Genomic DNA, 19,788 nt, shown 5'->3' with positions numbered 1-19,788 from the left:
GCCCTCGTTCGTGAGGCGTATATAGTCGCCACCAACGACAACTGTCAACACACATCGACAATGTTTTTGAAGTTTTTGCGACAGAAATTTCGGACCCGATCTGCCGATAGCCGACTGCCCCAGGGGAACGCTGGCAATACCGATTGGACGGCAGGGAAGGAGCCCTATTGCCGCCGCATTGCCGTTCGACACCAAAGCCAACGAAAGTGGGCGCCGCCGACGGAGCAGCGCCTGTCTTACGAGCCCTCTATATAGGAGTGTGCGATGGGCCTTGCAGAGAAGGTACACCGCCCCGCCTGGTAGAGCGCTCTATAAGAGAAGTGCTTGGGGGCAATTCGTTCGGAGCCTGGCGCTTCGTTGACTTCACCTGCCATGACAGGCAAATGTCACGGCCACAACAAAAGCGACAAGCCGTTCCGCCCGGGGAAGAAGCAGCCTTTCTGGATGCCAGACACGGAAGATGTCATAGCCGAACTCGGCAACGAGCCGCCGCTTATCGCGGATGGCCGCAGCGGCCCGCCCGACCGGCGCGAGGTTTCTGCACGCTGGCTGTCGGGAACATTTCTCACTGGCGTCACCTCAAGCGTGCTGATGGGCGTGGCGCTGTTCGCCGCCCTTGACGGCCGCCAGCAACTGGCCACCCCACCCGAGATCGCCGAGTTGATCAGCCTTGCCGGCAACGGGGATTCCGGCGAAGTCGCCAAGACCACCAGGCTGGTGGCGCCGCGTCAGATCGCAAAGGCCAAGGACCGCCGCCGCATGGAAGTGTCGATGGTCACCAAGGTCGGCGACCGCGACGTCATCCACACCATGCCTTTCGTCCAGATCAAGATGGCCCTTGCCGCCGGCCACACCACCAGCCGCGCCTACCCACCCTTCGACCCGATGCAGGTGTTCGGCGACGACAGCGACGACAATGCCCAGCCGGCGACGGCCTCTGCCGCTTCCGGCCAGATCTACGGCGCCAAGGTCGAAAGCGAGATGAGCCTGAAGACCGTCGATTTTCCGATCGAAACAGCTTCCTTCGACGAAAAGAGCGACCTCTCCGCCGACGAGGTGGAAAAAGTGGTGCGCGAAGCCGGCACCGACCTCAGCGACGGCGCCGTGCAGGTCGCTTCACTTCACTATGTCGACCCGCAGCGATTCGGCGAAGCTTTTGCCGAGAGCATGGCGGGCTCCTACGACGTCAAGATCGTGCCGGAAAATGTCTCGGTGGCGCCCCGTGCCACTGTTGACGACCAGGCGCCGGCTTTCGCCGAGGAAATCATCCCCTTCACCAAGGATCTCGACGTCACCGAGGCTTTTGCCAATTCGGGCTACACGGGTGAAGATGCCACCGGAATGGCCGAAGCTATCGCCAAGTTGCTCAACGCAACAGCGCTCAAAGCTGGAACCGTGCTGCGTGTCGGCCTCGAGGTTCACGGCGATGCCGCCAAGGTCGTGCGCACCAGCGTCTATGACCGGACCCAGCACATCGTCACCATCGCGCTCAACGATCGCGGCCAGTATGTGCCGGCGCAGGAACCGGATCCGAACCCCGAATTGCTGACGGCCTTCGATGATTCGTCGGCGCCCGTGGTGGTGCGCGGCAACCTGCCCAACGTCTATGACGGCATCTACCGCGCCGCCTATTCCTACGGCATGTCCAAGGCGATGACGCAGCGGTTGATCAAGTTGCTGGCGTCCGACGTCGACTTCCAATCCCGCCTCAGCCCCGCCGACCGCATCGAAGTCCTGTTCTCGCAGCCCGACGGTGACGACCAGACCTCGGACAGCTCCGAGCTTCTTTACGTCTCGGCGACGTTCGGCGGCCAGACCCGCAACTTCTACCGCTTCCAGATGCAGGACGGCGGCACCGATTATTTTGATGAGGACGGCTCGAGCGCCGAGCAGTTCCTGTTGCGCAATCCCCTGCCCGCCGGGAAATTCCGCTCCGGTTTCGGCGCCCGCAGGCATCCGATCCTCGGCTATGTCCGCATGCACACCGGCGTCGATTGGTCCGCGCCGATCGGCACGCCGATCATCGCCGCCGGCAACGGCACGGTCGAGAAGGTCGGCTGGGCCGGCGGCTACGGCAAGCAGATCATCATCCGCCATGCCAATGGCTATGAGACATCATACAATCACCAGAGCGCCTTTGCCAAAGGCATCGAACCGGGCGTGCACGTCCGCCAGGGCCAGACCATCGGCTTCCTCGGCCAGACCGGCCTCGCCACCGGCCCGCATCTTCACTACGAGCTGATCGTCAACGGCACCAAGGTTGATCCGATGCGTGTCCGCCTGCCGGTCGGCAAGGTGCTGAAGGGCGATGACCTCGTCGCCTTCAAGCGCGAGCGCGAGCGCATCGACGAACTGCTGAAGCAGGAAGACAGCGATTCGCTGAAGGTTGCGAGCGCCAAGATCGACGGTTGACCCGCTTCAGCCTTGCCGATCTTCGGCCTGTCGCGGCCATGGCAATCGCTCACCGGGAATGGTCGTCCAGGCGATGACAGCCGCAAGCAGGCAAAGCAGCGCGGTCACCGAAGAAACCGCGGCAAAAGCGGCATCGCTGGCGGCGAGCCTCGCCGCATCGATGGCCGGCGCAAGCCCGGCTGGCGCCGGTTCACCAAATCCTGGGATGGCGGACGTTGCGCTCGCGTCCAGCGCATTCGCGTAAACCCATGCGGCAAGCGAGCCCATCGCCGCCACCGCGATCAGACCGCCGATGCGTGAGACGGCATTGTTGATGCCGGAGGCGGCCCCCGTGTCCTTGTCTTCCACCGCCGTCATGATCGCGGTCGACAAAGGCGACACGACCAGAGCCATGCCGAGCCCCATCAGCGCCATCAGCGGGAATATTCCAATCCAGAAATTGTGGATACCGGCGTAGGTGAGCAAGGCCAGCCCGGCAAACGCGAAAGCCACGACCAAGCTGCCGCAGGCGATCGGAAAACGTGGTCCGATCCGGTCCGAAAGCTTGCCGACCGGTCCCGACAAAAGCGCGATCAATGCCGACAAGGGCAGGAAGATGAAGCCGACCTCGGCCGTGCTCAGATCCCAGCCGGCGATCAGCAGCATCGGCAGATAGAAAAGGTTGGCCGATAGCGCAAAATAGAGGAAGAATGTCGCCACATTGGCGCCGGCGAAAGCACCGACGCGAAACAGGCTGAGGTCGATCATCGGCTCGCGCTGCCGAAGCTCGAAAACGATGAAGACAGCCAGCAGTACGACGCCTGCGGCAATGCTCGGCCCTGCCATGAGGCCCTCGCCGCTGGCGCTCATCGAGGTCAGCCCATAGGCAAGCGCGCCGAAGGCCAATGTCGCGAGCGCTGCACCACCGAGATCCAGGCTGCGTTTCTCCGTCGGCGTATCGGCAGGAACCTTGGCCAGCAGAAGCCAGATCGAGATCAAGCCCAGCGGCAGGTTGATGGCAAAGATCGCCCGCCAGATGCCGTCGCCGAAGGCCGACAGCACGAAACCGCCGAACACCGGGCCAAGTGCCGTGGTCAGCGCTGAAGCCGCCGCCCAGATCCCAATCGCGCGGCCGCGTTCTTTCTTCGGGTAGGCCTTGGCGATGATGGCGAGGCTGCCGGGCACCATGATTGCCGCACCGATGCCCTGCAACGCGCGAAATGCGATCAGCACAATGGCATTCGGCGCCAGCGCACAGGCCAGCGAAGCGACGATGAACAGCGCAATGCCGGACACGAAGGCGCGGCGCAGACCGAATCGGTCGCCGGCCGCACCCCCGGCCAGGATCAGCGCCGACAGCGTCAATGCATAGGCATTGGAAATCCACTGCGCCTCGGCAAGGTTGGCGCCGAGGTTGACGCGAATCGCCGGTGTGGCGATGGCCAGGATCGAGCCGTCTATGAAGCCAAGCGCCGAGGCCAGAATTGCCGCGATCAGCACAAATCGCCGCTGCGACTGCGGACAAAACGTTCCATGCGTGACCGGGCTCGTCAGCGGGACCGCGGCAGCTTTGCTCGGTGAATGCATGAAACCTTGCTTAAACCCCTAGCGCATCGGCAACAACCGGCCAGTGGCTTGCAGTCATTGAAACCAGCCGTTTGGCCAGGGTTGCACCCTGACAGGGTGCAAATGGCACAGTCATGCCAGCCCCGTTACGTGCAGCCGGCGGGGATTTCGATGAGGCGGCCGCTTGAAAGCTCGGCTTCATCCTGATCATGCAGCTGGTCTATGCCGCCGCACTTCCCAGTTCACTGCTGCGCAAGGTTATCGGCTGAAGGTCCGCCGACAAACTCCACCGTGACACCCGGCGAAACCAGCTTGGCCAACTCCCGCGCATCCCAGTTGGTCAGGCGTACGCAGCCATGGCTTTCGGTTTTGCCGATCTTCGACGGATCCGGCGTGCCGTGGATGCCATAGGTCGGCTTGTCCAGGGCGATCCAGACCGAGCCGACGGGACCGTTCGGCCCAGGCGGAATGGTCAGGACCTTGTCGTTCTGGCCCTGCTTGAAATTGATGCTGGGATTGTAGGTGTAGTTCGGATCGAGCGCGACGCGCGACACCGTGTGAATGCCGGACGGTGACGGCGTGTCCGAAGAGCCGATGGTTGCGGGATAGGCCGCGACCAGCCTGCCGCCGGCATCATAGGCGAAAACCTCTTTCTTGTCCTTGTCGGCGACGATGCGGGCCACCGGCGTCGAAACCAGTTTGCCGAAATTGGCGACCTTGATGGTCGTGCCGGGACGATTGAAATCGAGGTCCGGGTTGAGCGCTTTGAGATAATTCTCATCCATGTGGAAGCGCTCTGCGAGCGCCTCGGTCACCGACGTATAGCCCATGCGATCGAGTTGCGCCTTCTGGCTGTAGTCTTCCGGGATCGACGCGACATAGGGACCGGCCGCATCCTCCGCTGTGATCGTGTAGTTGGCGAAGGCATCGCCGCCGGATTGCGCAAGTGCCGCCTGGATGGCGACCGCGTCGGTCGATCGCAGATTGGCGCCGGTGATCTGGTTGTAGGCAGCGAGCGCTTTGTCGACGTTCGAACCGAAACGCCCGTCGATGACGCCAGGCGAAGCGCCACCCCGGTCGAGCAGCACCTGAAGGGCGGCGACATCCTGGCGCGCTCCCAGCGACAGTGCCGGGGCAACAGTGGTCTTGCCGCCAGTCTCTGGTGGCAGAGCTGCCTGATCGGCTGACGTCGCCGGCTGGGCAGGGTCTATCGAGGCTTCGTCCAGCGGCTGGCGCTTGATGGTACCCGGCTTTGCCGGCTGCGGCGCGTCGGGATAATTGTCATCGTAGCTGCCATCGTCCTGCGGTGCCGGCGGATAGGCTTCGACGGCATTGTCCCCATAGGGATCGTACTCGTCCGCCGGCGGCGGGATAACGCGGCCTTCCTCTTCCAACTGCTGGCGCCGGAACCGCGCCATGTCTTCCGGATCGTCGAGATAGTAGCGGTCGTCGCCGTCGGGGGCGCGGCCCAGTTCGCGCAGTCGTGTCTCGCGGCGCAAGGCGCGGCGGTCGAGCCGGGTCTGCGGCGGCTGGATGGCGATGACCTTGCCGGTATCGGCATCGACGATCACGCGGTTGCCCCTGGCGTCGTAGTAGATGTCGAGATTGCCGTCCTGGGCGACAAGGATGCCACCGGTATCGGCGGCACGGACAATCGGTGGTGCGCTGTCCTGCGTCGGGGCTGCGATTGCATTGGCAGACAAAAGCCCGCCGGCAAGTACCGAAAGGGTGAAGATCGTACGCAGCATAGTGGCGAAACTCTCCGGTCCGTAATTGCCGCCGCCCGGCATTGTTCTCTGGCGAAGCCCCTCGTCAGCAAACCAGTTACCCACCATATGGTTCCAACATGAACCGGGCATGAAGATGGCGGTTTTCCAGCGCCTCGAGGAATATAGACTAGCTTGCGGCAAGTCCCAATTCCTTGCGCGCCTGCCTGGTCAGTTTCAGGGCTACAAGGCGATGGCTCTCGCGCAGATAGTCCTTCAGCGCGGCATCATCCATGCTCTGGCTTGTCCGACGCTGGATCCATGTCATGCCGCGCGAGGCAAGATAGGGCGCGGGCCGCAGGCCCGGCTGCTCCTTGAGCACATCATAGGCGATATCGGAGCATTTGAAGGTGACGAAGAGCTGCTGGCCCTGATCCCAGCCGCCAACCGCGAAGACCTTGTCTCCGACCTTCCAGACATGGGCGCCGCCCCATTGGACAACGTGGTTCGTCGCGGGCAGCGAGGCGCAGAAGCCGTTGTAGTCGTCCAGCGTCATCCCGCCCCCTTTTTTTGCGCACGTCGCCCAAAAGTGGCCCCGGTTTTGGGAAAACGACATGCATATGACAAAGACCTAAAACGCCGCGCGTCCGGGAAGGACGCGCGGCGTAGGATCAGGCTGCCACTTCCGCCGCGACGATCGCCGGCTTCGAGCGGAAGTTCAGCCGGTCGGAACCGGCTGTCACCTTGACGGTCGAGCCGTCGAGAATGTCGCCGAGCAGGATCTTCTCCGCCAGCGGGTCCTGCAATTCCTTCTGCATCACCCGCTTCAGCGGCCGCGCGCCATAGGCCGGATCGTAGCCCTTGGCCGCCAGCCAGTCGACCGCCTCCTGGTCCAGCGACAGCGTGATCTTGCGGTCGACAAGCAGGCTCTCCAGCCGCTTGAGCTGGATCTCGACGATGCGGCCCATATCCTGCCGGCGCAGCCGGTGGAACAGGATCACCTCGTCGACGCGATTGAGGAACTCCGGCCGGAACGACGCCCTGACGACACCCATCACCTCGTCGCGAACCAGATCGACGTCCTGATCCTCGGTGAGATTGACGAGATATTCGGCGCCCAGGTTCGACGTCATGATGATCAGCGTGTTGCGGAAGTCCACCGTGCGGCCCTGCCCATCGGTCAGGCGGCCGTCATCGAGCACCTGCAACAGCACGTTGAACACATCGGGATGCGCCTTCTCGATTTCGTCGAACAGCACGACCTGATAGGGCCGGCGCCGCACCGCTTCGGTCAACGCGCCGCCTTCCTCATAGCCGACATAGCCGGGAGGTGCGCCGATCAGCCGGGCGACCGAGTGCTTTTCCATGAACTCCGACATGTCGATGCGCACCATCGCGCCCTCGTCGTCGAACAGGAAGCTTGCCAGCGCCTTGGTCAGTTCGGTCTTGCCGACGCCCGTCGGCCCGAGGAACATGAACGAGCCGATCGGCCGGTTCGGGTCCTGCAGGCCCGCGCGAGCGCGCCGCACCGCTTTGGAAACAGCCTGCACCGCCTCGCCCTGGCCGACGACACGCTTGCCGATCTCGTCTTCCATGCGCAGCAGCTTGTCGCGCTCCCCCTGCAGCATCTTGTCGACCGGAATGCCGGTCCAGCGCGAGACGATATGCGCGACGTGATCCGGCGTGACCACCTCTTCGACCATGCCAGCCTTGCCGTCCTGGGTTTCGGCCTCCTTCAGCTTCTTTTCCAGTTCCGGGATCTTGCCATAGGCAAGCTCGCCAGCGCGCTGGAATTCACCCTTGCGCTGCGCAATGGCGAGCTCGTTGCGCGCCTCGTCAAGCTGCTTCTTCAGATCGGCGGCCAGCCCGAGCTTCTGCTTCTCGGCCTGCCATTTGGCGGTGATCTCGGTCGATTCCTCCTCGAGGCCGACGAGTTCCTTTTCCAGGCGGGCAAGTCGATCCTTCGAGGCGTCGTCTGTCTCGACCTTGAGCGCCTCGCGTTCGATCTTGAGCTGCATGATGCGGCGATCGATCTCGTCCAGCGCCTCGGGCTTGGAATCGACCTGCATGCGCAGCCGCGATGCGGCTTCGTCGACCAGATCGATCGCCTTGTCCGGCAGGAAGCGATCGGCGATGTAGCGGTTGGACAGCGTCGCCGCCGCCACCAGCGCCGAATCCGAAATGCGCACCTTGTGGTGCTGCTCGTACTTCTCCTTCAGGCCGCGCAGGATCGAGACGGTGTCTTCCACCGTCGGCTCGTCGACGAACACCGGCTGGAAGCGGCGGGCAAGCGCTGCATCCTTCTCGACATGCTTGCGATACTCATCGAGCGTGGTGGCGCCGACGCAGTGCAGCTCGCCGCGCGCCAGCGCCGGCTTCAGAAGGTTCGACGCATCCATGGCGCCATCCGCCTTGCCGGCACCGACCAGGGTGTGCATCTCATCGATGAACAGGATGATGTTGCCGCTGGCCGAGGTGACTTCGGAGAGCACGGCCTTCAGCCGCTCCTCGAACTCGCCGCGATATTTGGCGCCGGCAATCAGCGCGCCCATGTCGAGCGCCATCAATTGCTTATCCTTCAGCGATTCCGGCACGTCGCCATTGACGATGCGCAGCGCCAGGCCTTCGGCGATCGCCGTCTTGCCGACGCCCGGTTCGCCGATCAGCACCGGATTGTTCTTGGTGCGGCGCGACAGCACCTGAATGGTGCGGCGGATCTCGTCGTCACGGCCGATCACGGGGTCCAGCTTGCCGGCACGGGCATCCGCGGTCAGGTCGCGCGCGTATTTCTTCAGCGCGTCGTAGCCCTGTTCGGCACTCGCCGAATCGGCGGTGCGGCCCTTGCGGACGTCATTGATGACCTGGTTGAGCGCCTGCGGGGTGACGCCGGCCTTGGCCAGTATGTCGGCGGTCTTGGCCGACTTCTCCATGGCCAGCGCCTGCAAGAGCCGCTCCACCGTGACAAAGCTGTCGCCGGCTTTCTTGGCCAGTTCCTCGGCGGTCGAAAACACTTTTGCCAGCGGCTGGGCCAGATAGAGCTGGCCATTGCCGCCCTCGACCTTGGGCATCGCTTCGAGTGCCGTCTCGACGCCAAGCTTGACGTCGCGGACGTTGCCGCCGGCGCGTTCGATCAGCGACGCGGCCAGGCCCTCATCGTCGTCGACGAGCACTTTCAGGATATGCTCAGGGGTGAATTGCTGATGGTTGCGGGAAAGCGCCATAGTCTGCGCGGACTGGATAAAACCGCGCACGCGCTCTGAGTATTTCTCAAGGTTCATATCTGTCTCCTTCCATCACCGGCCCGCTTTGCGGCACCGGATCCGATTGCGGTGACGGACCCTCCCATTCGAGCCGGGTCCAGTTGAGGCTGATATGGTGCACAAGCTCCGAACCCTCAAGACGTCTCGATATCGGCAACTTCATAATATTGCACGGCCGCCCAAACGAAAACGGCGGAGATTTCTCTCCGCCGTTCAATGCCTTGAAATGCCGTTCGATCAGTTGTCGATATCGACATTGATCGGTTGGGCGTTGCCGCTGTCGACCGGGGCCGCAGCCGCCTCGCCGGCGTTGGCCACGGAATTGGCATTGTCACTACCGCCATCAACCTGATCGGCGTTGACGCGCGGGCGGCGCGGCCGCCTCGGACGACGGGCAGCACCGCTTTCGGCGGCCGCCTCGTTGAGTTCGGCCTGGGCCGCAAGGCCTGCCGGCGAAAGATTCTCGAACGACGGAGCCGGTTCGGCCGCAGCAACGGATTCGGTCGGCGCGGCGGCTTCGGCCTCGCTTGGAGCCTCGTTGCGCTGGGGCTGGCCAGCTTGCTCGGCGGACGATGCATAGTCGCGCTGGCCGTTCTGGCCGTAACCGCCATTGGGGCGACGATCGCGATGGCGCCCGCCATTGTTGTCGCGGCCACCATTGTTGCGCCCGCCATTATTATCACGGGCCTCGCGGCCACCTTCCCGGTTGAGCGCAACCTCGGCCGGCGTCCCTTCGATGACCGGCTGCGGGCCGGCGCCATGGTTGATCACCGGGATCTGGGCATCGGAAACAGTGTTGCTGTTGTTGCCGCCATTGTCGAAATCGTCGCGGTCCTCGTCGCCGTCATCGTCGAAATCATCACGATTCTGCTGCGCGTTCTGGATCGGCATCTGCGCCTGTGCGGCCGCGATGATGCGATTGTAATGCTCGGCGTGCTGGAGATAGTTCTCCGCCATGACCCGGTCGCCGGAGCTGTGAGAATCGCGGGCAAGGGTGGCGTACTTTTCGGCGATCTGCTGAGCCGAACCGCGGATCTTCACATCCGGGCCATTGCTCTCGTAGTTGCGCGTCAGGGGATTAGGCCCCTTGCGGTTGTTGTTGTTATTGTTGTTGTTATTGTTACCACCGCCGCCGCCATTATTATTGCGACCGCGCATGCGCCTGTTCTGCTGTTGTGGCCTCATCAAACTCTCTTCATTTTGAAATTTTCGAAAAACTCTTCACGAACGGAGGCGCTCATGCAGCCAGCCGTTTCGTCTCTTCACCGGCGTTCGCCCGCATCGATTGCGTTGGCGCCACGTGCCATCCTGTTCCGGTTACATCACTTGCCGGACGATTCCCGCACGAAGCTTGGGCATCGTTTGCGCAAGAAGGCAGCTATTTCCAAGGAAAACCGAATCACTAAGAGCACTGCCTGCTTCGTCTCATCCGGTTAAGGCGACCCTAGCCGCATTCCCCGGCATTGCCAAGCGCTTTTTTGCACTGCGTCAAGGCTTTATCCTTTCAAAGACAATAACCCTGTCATTTCCGCCGAGGTCACGAAAAGCACCGCCCGACACGTAGCCGGCTGCAGCGAATATCTCGCAGACCTCGTTGCGTTGCGTATGGCCGATCTCGACCGCAATCCTGCCTTCAGTTTCCAAAAACCTTGCCGCTTCCGCAGCGATGGTTCTGTAGGGGTTCAGACCGTCCGCGCCGCCATCCAGGGCCAGGCGCGGGTCGAAATTGCGGACTTCGTCCTGCAGATTTCCAATGTCTTCGGTGGTTATATAGGGAGGGTTTGCGGCGATTACATGGTACCGGCCGAAAACTTTTTCGAACCAGTCCGACTGCAGCGCCGTGAACCGGTCTGCAAGACCCAGTTTCCCGGCATTACTGGCCGCCGTCGCCAGCGCACCTGCGGACAGATCGACGCCGGTGGCGCTAGCCGTCGGTACGACGCTGAGCAGCGCCAGCGCAATGGCGCCGGTGCCGGTGCCAAGATCGAGGATGCGGCACCCGCCTTCCCGCGCCGCAACTGCCTTGACGAAGGGCAATATCGCCTCGACCAGCGTTTCGGTATCCGGCCGCGGCTCCAGCGTTTCCGGCGACAGCGACAGGCGCAAACCGTAGAATTCACGATAGCCGAGGATGCGATGCACCGGTTCGCCGCCAGCGCGGCGTCTCAGGGCGGCATCGATTTCGGCAACAATGCCGGCGCCGAGCCTGCGTTCAGGGTCCGCAATGGCTTGCGTGCGCGTCGTGCCCGAAAAATGCTCGACGATCAGCCGCGCATCGAGCGCCGGGTCGTCGACAGTGGTGCCAAGCCGGGCCCACGCTTCCCGCAGCAGCGGGCCGAGTGCGTCGGGCAGGTCAGTCATCGATGCCGATGTCGGCGAGCAATTTCGACTGGTGATCGGCAATCAGCGCGTTGATGATCTCGTCGAGTTCACCCATCATCACCCGGTCGAGCTTGTAGAGCGTCAAATTGATGCGATGGTCGGTGACGCGGCCTTGCGGGAAATTATAGGTGCGGATGCGCTCCGAGCGGTCACCGGAACCGACCTGCGACTTGCGCGATTCGGAACGCTCCTCGTCGGCCTTGCCGCGCTCCAGATCATAGAGCCGGGCACGCAGGATCTGCATGGCCTTGGCGCGGTTCTGATGCTGCGATTTCTCCGCCTGCACGACCATGATGCCGGTTGGCAGATGGGTGATGCGGACGGCCGAATCGGTGGTGTTGACGTGCTGGCCGCCCGAACCCGAGGCGCGCATCGTGTCGATGCGGATGTCTTCGGCCCTGATGTCGATGTCGACCTCTTCGGCTTCGGGCAGCACCGCGACGGTTGCGGCCGAGGTGTGGATGCGCCCGCTGGCCTCCGTTGCCGGCACACGCTGCACGCGGTGCACGCCGGATTCGAATTTCAGATGCGCAAAGACGCCTTTGCCCGACACGGTGGCGATGATTTCCTTGAAGCCGCCGGCGTCGCCATCGCTGGCCGAGGCGGTTTCGAAACGCCAGCCGCGTTCGGCGGCGTAGCGCTCATACATGCGAAACAGGTCGCCGGCGAACAGCGCGGCCTCGTCACCGCCGGTGCCGGCGCGGATTTCGAGAATGGCGTTCTTGTCGTCGGCGGCATCCCTGGGCAACAGCAGGATCTGGATATCCTTCTGCAATGCCTCGATGCGCTCCTCGATCTCCGGCAACTCGGCCTCGGCGAGCGCCCGCATCTCGGCATCGGTGCCCTTGTCGGCAAGCATGGCTTCCAGATCGGCCTGTTCACGCTCGGCCAGGCGCAATGCCCTGACCTTGGCCACCATATCCTGGATTTCGGCATATTCGGACGCCATGCGCACATAGGCATCCGGCGCCGGACCAGCCGACATCTGCGCTTCGAGCATCTCGAAACGCTTGACGACTTGATCCATACGATCGCGGGGCAAATTGACCATGATGAGGCTGCTACAATGGGATCGAACGGTCGTCGGCAAAGGCCTGCAGCAGCGCCCGCATCGGCAAGCCCTGTGCCGGAGCCATCAGATTGTCGTCGAAAAACGCCTTCAACTCGTCCAGCGGCAGTTCCGTCAGCATCGCCTTGACCGGACCGATCGAGGCCGGCGACATCGAGATCGAACGGAAACCGAGGCCGATCAGCGCCATCGCCGAGATCGGCTTGCCGGCGAGTTCGCCGCACAGCGTCACCGGCGTATTGTTGCGGACGCCGGCATCGGCGATCTGCTTGAGCACACGCAGGAACGGCGCCGACAGCGTGTCGAAGCGGTTTGCCAATTGCGTGTTGCCACGGTCGACGGCCATGACGAACTGGAACAGGTCGTTCGAACCGACCGAGACGAAATCGACCGCCTTCATCAATTCATCGAGCTGGAACAACAGCGACGGAACTTCCAACATCGCGCCCAGCTTCAGGCTGGTCGGCAAATGATGGGCAAAGCGCGACAAATGCCGCACCTCGCGATCGATGATCTCGCGTGCCTGGGCGATCTCGCCCAGCTCGGTCACCATCGGCAGCATCAGCTTCAATTCGCGGCCGCCGCTGGCCTTGAGCAAAGCGCGGATCTGGGTGCGCAACAACCCCGGCCGGTCAAGCGTCAGGCGAATCGCCCGCCAGCCAAGCGCCGGGTTCTCTTCCTGGATCGCACCCTTGAAATAGGGCAGCACCTTGTCGCCGCCAATGTCGATGGTGCGGAAAGTGACCGGCTTGCCGCGCGCCGCTTCGAGCACGTCGCGGTACAGCTTTTCCTGGGCTTCGGCCCGGGGAAATGTCGAGGCGACCATGAATTGCAATTCGGTGCGGAACAGGCCGATGCCGGCCGCGCCCGCTTCGGCAAGCTGCGGCAGGTCGACGGCGAGACCGGCATTCATCAGCAAATCGACCTGGACACCGTCCCTGGTCGTCGACGGCTTCTTGCGCAGTTCGCGGTAGACCTCTTGCCGGCGCGCCCTGAAGCGCACTTTTTCGGCATAAGCGGCTTCCAGGTCAGGCTGCGGCCGCAAATGGATCACGCCCTCTTCGCCGTCGACAATGATGGCATCGCCGTTTTCCGCCATGGAAACGGCGCCCTTCATCTGGCCGGCGACGGGGATGCCCATGGCGCGTGCGACGATGACGACGTGGCTGGTCGCGGCACCATCCTCGAGCACCAGCCCGCGCATCTTGTCGCGGGGGTAATCGAGCAGCTCGGCAGCCCCCATTGAACGGGCAACGATGATGGCATCCTTCGGCAGCGATGCGGCGACATCTTCCGGCCCGCGCCCCATCAGCTGACGCAGCAGGCGGTTGGCGAGGTCGTCGAAATCGCTCATCCGCTCGCGCAGATAGGGATCGGTCATGTGCAGCATGCGGGCGCGCATGTCGCTCTGCACCTTTTCCACCGCCGCTTCGGCCGTCAGGCCGTTGCGGATGGCCTCTTCCAGCCGCCGCACCCAGCCGCGATCGTTGGCGAACATGCGATAGGCTTCCAACACCTGGCGATGCTCGCCTTCGAAGGCGACGTCGCGGCGTTCCAGCATGTCGTCGATGGACAGCCTGAGCGAGCTGAGTGAGGTCTCGAGGCGGCGGACCTCTTCCTCGCTGTCTTCGTTGAACAGATTGGTGACGACGATGCGCGGCTCGTGCAGCACGACATGGCCGAGCCCGACGCCTTCATTGAAGGACAGGCCGGTGAAGCTGACAGGGCGGCGCAGATCGAGTTCGAGGCCGGGCCGGGTCAGCCGCGCCAGATCGCCGGTGGCGATCATCTCGGCGATCACCATCGCCGTGGTTTCCAGCGCCTCGACCTCGTCGTCGCGGTAGTGGCGCATGGTCTTGTTCTGCACCACCAGCACGCCCAGCGTGCGCCCTGCCCGCAGCACCGGCACGCCGAGGAACGAGTTGTAGATCTCTTCCCCGGTCTCAGGCAGATAGGCGAAGGCAGGGTGTTCCTGCGCATTGGACAGGTTGAGCGGCCGCGCGCTGGCGGCGATCGTGCCGACCAGGCCTTGGCCCAGCCGCAACTGCGCCAAATGGACGGCGTTCGGGTTCAGACCTTCGGTAGCGTAGAGTTCGAGCACCGAATCGGCGCGCAGCACATAGAGCGAGCAGACTTCCGCGACCATGTTGGAGGCGATGTCGCGCACGATCCGGTCAAGCCGCTCCTGCGGCTCCAGCGGCTCCTGCATGAGCTCGCGGAGCCGTTTGAGCAAAACGCGCGGGCCACTGGCCTGATCACGCATCGCGGCTTCTTCTCCAATGGGCATTCTGCCCGCCGCAGTTTCCACCGCGACCGGCGCACACGCAACAACTCAAATCGTTCTCGCTACTGCTTATCCAGACCGTAGACGGAATGCAAAGTACGAACCGCAAGTTCCGTATACGGACCGTCGATCAGGATCGAAATCTTGATCTCGGAGGTCGTGATGGCGCGGATGTTGATCGATTTGTCGGCCAGCGCCTTGAAAGCGGTGGCGGCGACGCCGGCATGGCTCCTCATGCCGATGCCGATGACCGAAACCTTCGACATGCCGGCTTCCGACTGCACGACATCGTAGCCGATCGAAGCCTTGAGGCGTTCAAGCACGGCCAGCGCCTTGTCGACATCGCCCGACGGCACGGTGAAGGTCATGTCGGTGAACTTGCCGTCCTCGGAAATGTTCTGGACGATCATGTCGACATTGATGTTGGCCTCGGCCAGCGGCCCGAAGATGCCGGCGGCAACGCCCGGCCGGTCGCCGACCCGGCGCAGCGAAATCTGCGCTTCATCCTTGGCGTAGGCAATTCCGGTGACGACCTGCTGTTCCACGATCTCTTCCTCGTCGCAAATGAGCGTTCCGGGCGGATTGAGCAAATCCCCCATTCCGGGCGCGTCGGGATCGTCGAAGGACGACCGCACGAAGGTACGCACCCTGTGCACCATGGCAAGCTCGACCGAACGCACCTGCAGAACCTTGGCGCCGAGCGAAGCCATTTCAAGCATTTCCTCGAACGATATCTTGGCCAGCCGCCGCGCCTTGGGCTCGATGCGCGGATCGGTGGTGTAGACCCCGTCGACGTCGGTATAGATGTCGCAGCGATCAGCCTTGACCGCCGCGGCGATGGCGACGGCACTGGTGTCGGAGCCGCCGCGGCCGAGCGTGGCGATACGATTGTCCGGGCCGATGCCCTGGAACCCGGCGATCACCGCCACCTGGCCCTCGCCGAAGCGCTTGATCAGGAACGCGCCGTCGATATCGAGGATGCGCGCCGCTCCATGCGCATTGTCGGTCTTGATCGGGATCTGCCAGCCCTGCCAGGAGCGGGCGTGCACGCCCATGTTCTGCAAGGTGATGGCCAGAAGGCCGGCCGTGACCTGCTCGCCGGAAGCGACGACCGCATCATATTCGCGTGCGTCATGCATCGGCGAGGCCTCACGCGTCCAGCCGACCAGTTCATTGGTCTTCCCGGCCATCGCCGAAACGACCACCGCCACCTCGTGGCCAGCGTCGACCTCGCGTTTTACGTGACGCGCCACGTTGCGGATGCGGGCGATGTCGGCGACCGAGGTTCCGCCGAATTTCATCACGATGCGCGCCATGGGAGCGAAATGCCTTTGCCTGAAGCCGGATCCCGGCCAAAAGCCGAAATCCCGAAAAGCGGAAGGCCGGCTGACGCCGGCCGCTGAATGCGCGGCCTCCTTAGCCAAATGATGAAGGTTTCGCAAGGCTGGCGGCCGATTGCCGGCGCCAGAACCCGGCATATTGCCTTCCGCCCCGCCGCCGCCTACGAAATGCAGCCTGCGGGGAATTCTTTTGGTTCGGCATAACAGATGATGATTGCTCGTCTTCGACGTGCCATGCGATGGCAATCGCTCCCGCTTGTCGCCGGCTTCGCCGTGCTGGTGCTGATTGTCGGCAGCCGCGCCATGCTGGTCGAGGAACAACGGGCCAACCGCGCCGCCGCGCGCGAGGCAATCGAATATCAGCAATTGCTTTCGGGTCTGCTTTCTCTGGCGCAGGAAGCCGAGAACGGCCAGCGTGGCTACCTGCTGACCGGCGAGAAATCCTATCTCGAACCCTATCGGAGCGCTGTCCGCGCCATTCCGGGCCAACTTGCCCGCATCGACAGCTTGACCGCCCCCGACGACCAGCTCGTCCAGCCGATCAACCATATCAAGGACGCGCTTTCGCAAAAGCAGGCTGAACTGGCCGAGACGATTGCCCTGTACGACCAGGGCAATGCGACGAATGCCCTGGATCTGGTTCGCAGCGGCCAGGGCAAGGCCGTCATGGACGAAATCCGGACCAGCATGGATACGGTCCGACGCATCAGTGCCGCAGCCATCGCCGCGCGCGACGCGCATACCGACCAGGTCGAGGCCTGGCTACGCATCGGTTCGCTGGCGGCGCTGCTGGCGATCTTCCTGCTTGCCGGCTACGCGATCAGGGAATCGCGCCGCCGCTTCCGTGAGGTGGCCGTCGCCCAGGATGAGTTGGTGCGCAAGAACGTCGCCCTCGGTAAGGAGATCGAGACTCGCGAAAAGGCCGAATCCCAGATCCGCCAGATGCACAAGATGGAGGCGGTCGGCCAGCTTACAGGCGGCATCGCCCACGACTTCAACAACATGCTGGCCGTGATCATCAGCGCCATGAACCTCGCCCAGCGCAAGCTGGCGCGCGGCGAGCACGACATCGCACAATTCATCGATGCGGCGATCGATGCCGCGACCCGTGCCGCCAATCTCACGGCCCGGCTGCTCGCCTTCTCGCGTCAGCAGCCGCTGGCGCCGCAGATCGTCGACGCCAACCGCCTGCTGACCGGGATGTCCGACCTGATCCGGCGGGCACTCGGCGAAACCATCCGCATCGAAACGGTGCTGGCGGGAGGCTTGTGGAAAACCCATGCCGACCCGAGCCAGATCGAGAACGCCGTTCTCAACCTGGCCGTCAACGCCCGCGACGCCATGGGCGATGATGGCAAGCTGACCATCGAGACCGCCAACAGCCATCTCGACGACAGCTACGCCGCTGCCCATGCCGAAGTCGCGGCCGGCCAGTATGTGATGATCGCCGTCAGCGATACCGGTTCGGGCATGACCCCCGATGTCATCTCCAAGGCCTTCGAGCCCTTCTTCACCACCAAGGCGGTCAACAAGGGCACCGGCCTGGGGTTGAGCCAGGTGTTCGGCTTCGTCAAGCAGTCGGGTGGCCATGTCAACATCTATTCCGAACCCGGCGAAGGCACGACAATCAAGATCTACTTGCCGCGGTATTTCGGCCCCGAAGAGCCGGCCGTGCCCACGGGGCGAGGCGACAACACCGCCGCACCGGTCACCGAAACGATCCTTGTCGTCGAGGATGATGCCCGCGTGCGGGTCTCCACGACTGAGGCCATACGCGAACTCGGATACACCGTCATTCATGCAGCGAGCGGCGAGGAAGCGTTGCAGAAACTGGCGGAGAACCCGAACGTCGCCCTGCTGTTCACCGACATCGTCATGCCCGTCATGAACGGCCGCAAGCTGGCGGAAGAGGCCGTTGCCCGCATGCCGCTGCTGAAGGTGATCTTCACCACCGGCTTCACCAGGAACGCGGTGGTCCACAACGGCGTGCTCGACCACGACGTGCATTTCCTCGCCAAGCCCTTCACCATCGAGCAACTGGCGGCGAAACTGCGTGACGTGCTCGGCACGACGCAGGTCGCAGCGGATTGATCACAATCGCTTCAGCCTGACGCAGCCGCACTTCTCCACAGGCCGGGATAATCGACAACGAAGCCGTGCAGCGAGACGTTGAGCGTCTCGTCATAGCCGAACACCGGCGCGGCATAGGCGTAGCGAACGGTGTCGAGACGACGATAGCTCTGATCGAGGCGCACCAAGCTCAGTTCAGGGAAAGTCAGGTAGGCGGCCGGAGCAGGCGCCGCCTCGCCGATGCCTAGGTCGAACCGGCGGATCGCCAACAGGTTCGATGCCGGTGTGAAGCCAAGATCGACATCGACAAGGCCGTCGACACCCTGCTGGACTTCGCCGTTCAGCATCCACTGGCCGTTGGAATCGCGTTCGATCGCATAGTGCAGCTGGCGCGTGCCGAGAAAGCCTTCGATAAGCGCCGCCCGTGTGTGCCAGCCGGCATCGCAATTCACCTCGTAGGCGAGGCAGCACGGCTTGCCGTCCTGGATGAAGATGGCTTGTCCCTTGAGGCTGTGCCCGCCATCGTTCTGCGAAAGCAGACAGGCATCATGCCCCTCCACGTCCAGCCGATGCCAGAGGATCGAAGCCGTCATTGCTGTCATCGTCACCTCCTTCGAATTCAAAACGATGATGTATTCCTTCGCCCGCCAGGCCAATTGTGTTTCACCGCGGCGCGCTTCAGCTGACATGCCCTGACAGAATCCGGGTCCCTGCCGGCAGAGGAAAATTGTTGCCTTGACATTCGCGGCCTCACGCCCGACTTCCTAGCGCACGACCCCGAAATCGAAGTCGATTTCGGAAAGGATCATGCGCAGAATCTAAAGTGCTACAGCGTCCTTTGCGCGTCCAAGAGGACGTGCGGCGCTGTAGTGTCGAGGAGACCAACCCATGCCAGAGCCCCGACGATCGACAATCGATGCCGGAGAAGTGGAACGCTTTTCCGCCCTTGCCGCCGAATGGTGGAACCCGAACGGCAAGTTCCGTCCCCTGCACAAATTCAATCCGGTCCGGTTGGCCTATATCCGCGACCAGATAGCGACGCGCTTCGGCCGTGACCCACGCGCTGCAAGGCCTTTCGAGGGCCTGCGCATCCTCGACATCGGCTGTGGCGGCGGACTTCTGTGCGAGCCGATGGCGCGGCTTGGCGCCGAAGTCGTGGGCGCGGATGCCTCCGAAACCAACATCGAAGTGGCCAAGCTGCACGCCGCCGAGGGCAATGTCAGCGTCGACTATCGCGCCACGACGGCCGAGGACCTTGCCGACGCCGGCGAGAAATTCGACGTCATCCTCAACATGGAAGTGGTCGAGCATGTCGCCGACATCGACCTGTTCGTCGCCAAATGCGGCGAGATGGTGCGGCCCGGCGGCATCATGTTCGTGGCCACCATCAACCGCACGCTGAAGGCGCTGGGCTTAGCCATCATCGGCGCCGAATATGTGCTGCGCTGGCTACCGCGCGGCACCCATCAGTTCGGCAAGCTGGTGCGCCCGGAAGAGCTCGAAAAGGCGCTGGGCGGCGCCGGCCTGACCATCATCGACCGCACCGGCGTCACCTACAACCCGCTGGCCGACCGCTGGGCGCGGTCGAAGGACATGGACGTCAACTACATGGTCCTGGCGGAAAAAGGCTCGGTCTGATCTTATTCTGAATTCTGGCCTTATTCAGATTTCAGCGGCCTGTAGCCGCCGCGCCAGTAGATCAGCGCCTGGTCGGCATCGT

13 protein-coding genes are annotated in these 19,788 nt (G+C 63.2%); 3 read left to right on the top strand and 10 right to left on the bottom strand.

Features of this window, described 5'->3' with window-relative positions:
• Positions 1-444 precede the first annotated feature (444 nt).
• The gene (locus EN939_RS01800; RefSeq protein ID WP_164748944.1) at positions 445-2,412 is read left to right on the top strand and encodes a M23 family metallopeptidase; all 1,968 of its coding nucleotides are present in this window, start codon (positions 445-447) and stop codon (positions 2,410-2,412) included.
• Positions 2,413-2,418: 6 nt separating this feature from the next.
• Here EN939_RS01800 and EN939_RS01795 read toward each other — a convergent pair whose 3' ends face one another.
• From EN939_RS01795 to EN939_RS01755, 9 genes are all read right to left on the bottom strand, one after another.
• Positions 2,419-3,978: an MFS transporter gene (locus tag EN939_RS01795; protein ID WP_127266728.1), complete on the bottom strand. Its 1,560-nt coding sequence runs from the start codon at positions 3,976-3,978 to the stop codon at positions 2,419-2,421.
• Between the two features lie 221 nt (positions 3,979-4,199).
• Entirely contained in the window at positions 4,200-5,705 is a 1,506-nt protein-coding gene (locus tag EN939_RS01790; RefSeq protein WP_127266730.1) for a L,D-transpeptidase family protein, read from the bottom strand.
• Between the two features lie 148 nt (positions 5,706-5,853).
• A complete protein-coding gene (locus tag EN939_RS01785; protein ID WP_127266727.1) occupies positions 5,854-6,219 on the bottom strand; it encodes an MmcQ/YjbR family DNA-binding protein in 366 nt (121 codons plus the stop codon).
• Between the two features lie 115 nt (positions 6,220-6,334).
• A complete protein-coding gene (gene clpB, locus EN939_RS01780) occupies positions 6,335-8,941 on the bottom strand; it encodes an ATP-dependent chaperone ClpB (RefSeq protein ID WP_127266726.1) in 2,607 nt (868 codons plus the stop codon).
• A 219-nt stretch (positions 8,942-9,160) separates the two neighbouring features.
• Complete coding sequence (locus EN939_RS01775) at positions 9,161-10,108, bottom strand: DUF4167 domain-containing protein (protein ID WP_127266725.1); 948 nt, start codon at positions 10,106-10,108, stop codon at positions 9,161-9,163.
• Positions 10,109-10,411: 303 nt separating this feature from the next.
• On the bottom strand, positions 10,412-11,284 hold the full coding sequence (gene prmC, locus EN939_RS01770) for a peptide chain release factor N(5)-glutamine methyltransferase (RefSeq protein ID WP_127266724.1): 873 nt from the start codon (positions 11,282-11,284) through the stop codon (positions 10,412-10,414).
• Positions 11,277-12,356 carry a peptide chain release factor 1 gene (gene prfA, locus EN939_RS01765; protein WP_127266723.1) on the bottom strand — a complete coding sequence of 360 codons (1,080 nt, stop codon included), beginning with the start codon at positions 12,354-12,356 and terminating at the stop codon, positions 11,277-11,279. The genes prmC and prfA overlap by 8 nt, the downstream gene beginning before the upstream one ends.
• A gap of 10 nt (positions 12,357-12,366) precedes the next feature.
• Positions 12,367-14,637 carry a phosphoenolpyruvate--protein phosphotransferase gene (gene ptsP / locus EN939_RS01760; protein WP_027038177.1) on the bottom strand — a complete coding sequence of 757 codons (2,271 nt, stop codon included), beginning with the start codon at positions 14,635-14,637 and terminating at the stop codon, positions 12,367-12,369.
• Positions 14,638-14,720: 83 nt separating this feature from the next.
• Positions 14,721-15,974 carry an aspartate kinase gene (locus EN939_RS01755; protein ID WP_013529459.1) on the bottom strand — a complete coding sequence of 418 codons (1,254 nt, stop codon included), beginning with the start codon at positions 15,972-15,974 and terminating at the stop codon, positions 14,721-14,723.
• Between the two features lie 258 nt (positions 15,975-16,232).
• Here EN939_RS01755 and EN939_RS01750 point away from each other — a divergent pair, with 258 nt between their 5' ends.
• Positions 16,233-18,089 (top strand): CHASE3 domain-containing protein, encoded by a 1,857-nt coding sequence (locus EN939_RS01750; protein WP_127266722.1) that lies wholly within the window; start codon positions 16,233-16,235, stop codon positions 18,087-18,089.
• A gap of 11 nt (positions 18,090-18,100) precedes the next feature.
• On the opposite strand, the gene EN939_RS01745 is transcribed toward EN939_RS01750, so the two are convergent.
• Entirely contained in the window at positions 18,101-18,670 is a 570-nt protein-coding gene (locus EN939_RS01745) for a putative glycolipid-binding domain-containing protein (RefSeq protein ID WP_127266721.1), read from the bottom strand.
• A 286-nt stretch (positions 18,671-18,956) separates the two neighbouring features.
• Between EN939_RS01745 and ubiG the strand changes: the two genes are divergently transcribed.
• The gene (gene ubiG, locus EN939_RS01740) at positions 18,957-19,706 is read left to right on the top strand and encodes a bifunctional 2-polyprenyl-6-hydroxyphenol methylase/3-demethylubiquinol 3-O-methyltransferase UbiG (RefSeq protein WP_023811162.1); all 750 of its coding nucleotides are present in this window, start codon (positions 18,957-18,959) and stop codon (positions 19,704-19,706) included.
• Positions 19,707-19,788 lie beyond the last annotated feature (82 nt).

The sequence above is a fragment of the Mesorhizobium sp. M7A.F.Ca.CA.002.05.1.1 genome (genome assembly GCF_003998335.1).
Taxonomy (GTDB): domain Bacteria; phylum Pseudomonadota; class Alphaproteobacteria; order Rhizobiales; family Rhizobiaceae; genus Mesorhizobium.
Note: the sequence above shows the minus strand (reverse complement) of the source record. Positions and strands in the feature narration are given on the sequence as shown.

Coding starts and splice junctions, on each gene's coding strand:
- EN939_RS01800 (WP_164748944.1), top strand. CDS start 445: ATGCCAGACACGGAAGATGTCATAGCCGAACTCGGCAACGAGCCGCCG.
- EN939_RS01795 (WP_127266728.1), bottom strand. CDS start 3,978: ATGCATTCACCGAGCAAAGCTGCCGCGGTCCCGCTGACGAGCCCGGTC.
- EN939_RS01790 (WP_127266730.1), bottom strand. CDS start 5,705: ATGCTGCGTACGATCTTCACCCTTTCGGTACTTGCCGGCGGGCTTTTG.
- EN939_RS01785 (WP_127266727.1), bottom strand. CDS start 6,219: ATGACGCTGGACGACTACAACGGCTTCTGCGCCTCGCTGCCCGCGACG.
- clpB (WP_127266726.1), bottom strand. CDS start 8,941: ATGAACCTTGAGAAATACTCAGAGCGCGTGCGCGGTTTTATCCAGTCC.
- EN939_RS01775 (WP_127266725.1), bottom strand. CDS start 10,108: ATGAGGCCACAACAGCAGAACAGGCGCATGCGCGGTCGCAATAATAAT.
- prmC (WP_127266724.1), bottom strand. CDS start 11,284: ATGACTGACCTGCCCGACGCACTCGGCCCGCTGCTGCGGGAAGCGTGG.
- prfA (WP_127266723.1), bottom strand. CDS start 12,356: ATGGTCAATTTGCCCCGCGATCGTATGGATCAAGTCGTCAAGCGTTTC.
- ptsP (WP_027038177.1), bottom strand. CDS start 14,637: ATGCGTGATCAGGCCAGTGGCCCGCGCGTTTTGCTCAAACGGCTCCGC.
- EN939_RS01755 (WP_013529459.1), bottom strand. CDS start 15,974: ATGGCGCGCATCGTGATGAAATTCGGCGGAACCTCGGTCGCCGACATC.
- EN939_RS01750 (WP_127266722.1), top strand. CDS start 16,233: ATGCGATGGCAATCGCTCCCGCTTGTCGCCGGCTTCGCCGTGCTGGTG.
- EN939_RS01745 (WP_127266721.1), bottom strand. CDS start 18,670: ATGACAGCAATGACGGCTTCGATCCTCTGGCATCGGCTGGACGTGGAG.
- ubiG (WP_023811162.1), top strand. CDS start 18,957: ATGCCAGAGCCCCGACGATCGACAATCGATGCCGGAGAAGTGGAACGC.